This window comes from Pseudoduganella ginsengisoli (genome assembly GCF_009720865.1).
GTDB classification, from domain to species: Bacteria; Pseudomonadota; Gammaproteobacteria; order Burkholderiales; family Burkholderiaceae_D; genus Rugamonas; species Rugamonas ginsengisoli.
Genome location: NZ_WNLA01000058.1, coordinates 1 through 3,918 on the forward strand (window position 1 = coordinate 1; position 3,918 = coordinate 3,918).

The window sequence follows — 3,918 nt, forward strand, 5'->3', positions numbered from 1 at the left end:
AACAGCCGGAACACTGGTTAGCGTTGATGCAACAGCACGGCGTCACACTGTGGAACACGGTGCCGCAACTGGCTGAACTGCTGGCGGAAAGCGCCGAGCAGGATGGCGCGAACCTTAACCAGCTGCGTGTAGCCATGCTCAGTGGCGACTGGATTCCGACCGGCCTGGCTGCGCGCCTGAAAGGCTGCGCGCCACAGGTGCGCGTGATGGGCCTGGGCGGCGCGACGGAAGGCAGTATCTGGTCGATCTGGCATGAAATCGGTACGCCGGTACCGGCCCACTGGAGCAGCATTCCCTATGGCGTGGCCATGCCGAATCAGCAAATGTACGTGCTCAACGATGAGCAGGCGCATTGCCCGGTGGGCGTGATTGGCGAAATCCATATTGGCGGCGCCGGTGTGGCGCTCAATTACTGGGGCGACGAACAACGCACGGCAGCCAGCTTCTTCGAGCATGCCACGCTGGGACGCCTGTACCGCACTGGCGACCTGGGACGCTGGCACCGCGACGGCTACATCGAGTTTGCCGGGCGCAAGGACAAGCAGCTGAAACTGCGCGGGTACCGCGTGGAGCTGGGCGAAATCGAACATGCGCTGGCGCAGGTGGCCGGCATCAAGCAGGCCGTGGTGCTGGCCGTGGACGACGCGGCGCTGGGGGCGAAATTCCTGGCCGCGTATTACGTGGCGGCCGAGGCGCTGGAGCACGACGCCTTGACGGCCGCGCTGCGCCACAGCCTGCCCGAGTACATGGTGCCGTCCGTGTTCATGCACCTGGAAGCGCTGCCGCTGACCGCCAACGGCAAGCTCGATACCGCGCGCCTGCCGGCGCTGGAGGCGGGCGGGCAGCACGGCTACGTGGCGCCGCGCGATGAACTGGAAAGCACCGTGTGCGCACTGTGGGCCAAGGCGCTGGGCTTGCCAGCCGAGCAAGTCGGCATCCGCGATGAATTCTTCAACCTGGGCGGCGACAGCATTATCAGCATCCAGCTCAGCAGCAAGCTGCGCCAGCAGCTGGGCGTGGCCATCACGATCCAGGACATCTTCAACTGCAAGACGGTCGAAGCGCTGTGCGTGCAGCTGCGCAGCCAGGCCGGCGGTCCGGCGCGCCAGGTCGTGTCGGAGCAGGGCTTACTAAGCGGCAGCTTCGCGCTGCTGCCGGTCCAGTCGTGGTTCTTTGAAAACGCATTCGCCGCCGCGCAGCACTGGAACCAGTCGTTCCTGGTGCGCACTCCCGCGCTGGACGTGGAACGCTTGCGCGCCGCGCTGGCGCAAGTGGTGGCGCAGCACGATGCGTTCCGCCTGCGCTTCCATGGCGGCATGCAGCACTATGACGCTGCCGCGCCGGTCGAGGCGCTGCGCGTGCTGGACGTGGGCGCGCTGGATGAAACCCGGCTGCAGGACGTATTGACGCAATGGCAGTCCGGCTTTGACCTGGCCGAAGGGCCGCTCTACAGCCTGGGCTACCTGCACGGCTATGCCGACGGCAGCGCCCGCGTGTTCTTCGCGCTGCACCACCTGATTGTCGACACCATCAGCTGGCGCGTGCTGGCGGAGGATTTGCAGGCCGCGTATGAAGGCCAGGCCCTGCCGCCTAAGCTGAGCAGCTATCGCCAGTGGGTGCACAGCGTGCAGCAATTCGCGCAAAGCCGCCAGCATGAGCGGGATTTCTGGACGGCGCTGAACGCCGATCAGGACCCGTCGGCGCTGCACGCCATGGTGGACGGTGCGCGGCCAGGCAGCGTCGAACTGGCGCTCGACCGCGAAACCACGCAGCGGTTGCTACAGCACAGCAACCGCGCATACCACACACAGATCAATGACTTGCTGCTGGCGGCCCTGGCCGAAGCGCTGACCGGGCTGACCGGCCAGTCCACCCATCACGTGCTGCTGGAAGGCCATGGCCGTGAAAGCGCCGACGGCACGACGGATATCAGCCGCACCGTGGGCTGGTTTGCCACGCTGTATCCGGTACGCCTGGCCAGCGGCGCGGCGACCGGCGACACTGTCATCGCCGTGAAAGAGCATTTGCGCACCATTCCCGACCGGGGGCTGACGTACGGCGCCCTGATGGGATACCGCCTGCAAGATTTGCCGGTGATCCGCTTTAACTACCTGGGCCAGGTCAGCGAAACCGATGGTACGCAGCCTTGGGAGGTGCAGATGGACAACGCCGGGCAATCCTCGGCGCCTGCCAATGTGCTGGCCAATCTGCTCGACATCGGCGGCGTCGTCAGCGGCGGCTGCCTGCGCTTCGAAATTGGCGGCGCTATCGGCGCAGCGCACCTGCAACGCTTTGCCCGCGCCTTCGACGGCGCGCTGCGGCGCGTGGTGGACCACTGCACCGGCAAGGCCGATGCGGAATATACGGCGAGCGACTTCCGTGCCGTCGCCAGCGAGGCCGACCTCCAGCACATGCCGCTGCTGCCGGACGCCGGTGCGCAAGACCAGTGGTTCGAGATGACGGAAATCCAGAAGGTGTACCTGCTGGGCCGCCTGGCCAACTATGAGATCGGCAATGTCTCCAACCACGTCTACCATGAGTATTACCTGGATGAGCTGGACGTGGCGCGCCTGGAATCCGTCGTGAACCAGGCGATCCGCGCCTATCCGGTGCTGAGGACCGTGTTTTCCTATGACTTGCTGAAGCAGCGGTTCTTGCCGGTGGACCAGACGCCGCACTACCATATCGTCACGCATGACTACCAGGACCGCGACATCAACGCCGCCGATGTCGGCGTGGTGCGCGCGCGCCTGTCGCACAAGGTGTATGACGCCGAACGCTTCGCACTGTTCACCTATGAGGTCTCGCGCTTCAGGAATGGCGTGGTGCTGCATATCAGTACCGACCTGATCTTGCTGGACGCGCATAGCCGCCAGGCGCTGTTTGAAGTCGTAGACCAGGCGTACCGCGATCCGGCGTATGTGTTCCAGACGCCGTCGATCACGTTCTACGACTACCAGAAGTACTACCAGCTGCTGCGCAAATCCGCGTGGTACGAAGCCGACAAACGCTATTGGCTGGACAAGATCCCGCATATGCCGCTGCGCCCCGAGCTGCCGTTCCTGGTGGCGCCGGAATCGGTTGAGTTCCCGAAATTCGTCGAGCACACGCTATATGTGGAGCCGGATGTATGGAGCCGCTTCAAGGAACAGGCGCGCAAACACGACGTCTCGTATTCGTCCGTCTTGATGGGCGTGTATGGCGCGGTGCTGTCTTACTTCTCCGGACACAAGGAATTCCTCATCACGATGACCTTGTTCAACCGCTATGCCGTCCATGAAGAAGTCAATGCGCTGTGGGGCGATTTCACGTCCACCAACCTGTTCCACTTCAAGGGTTTTGGCCGCCGCCTCATCGACACGCTGCGCACCACGCACCGTGAAATGTGGGCCGATATCAGCCATTCGCTGTTTACCGGCATGGACGTGCAGCGCGAGCTGTCGAAGCGTTTGAAGCTCAATGCCAGCAAGGCCGTGTCGCCGATTGTCTTTACGGGCCTGGTCGGCAGCCTGTTCGACGAACTGGAAAGCAATCACTACCTGCACGATAGCGAGCGCGTGGAAGAGCGCTTCTGGAGCGGGCAGACTTCCCAGTCCTGGATCGACTTGCAGGCAATCGAAGTCAATGGCCGCTTCATGAGCAAGTGGCTGTACGTCGATCAATTGTTCAGCCCAGAGTATGTGGGCGAGATGAACCAGCTGTACGTCGCGTTGATCAACCACCTGGCGCATGCCGACTGGGAGAGCGACGTGGACTTGTTCCAGCTGCCGGCCCGGCACCAGGCGCTGGTCGCGCAAGCCAATGCCGCCGTGCAGGCAACCAGCACCGGCACCTTGTTTAGCCGCTGCGCAGGCCGCGATGACGCCATTGCCGTGATTGAAGGCGGCAGCGGCCGCCAGTTCAGCCATGCGCAGCTGC

At 63.7% G+C, this 3,918-nt stretch carries 1 protein-coding gene; it reads left to right on the top strand.

Features of this window, described 5'->3' with window-relative positions; genetic code table 11:
- Positions 1–26: 26 nt before the first annotated feature.
- The coding region (locus GM668_RS30145) for a condensation domain-containing protein (protein WP_229500135.1) at positions 27–3,918 on the top strand (3,892 nt) is incomplete at its 3' end.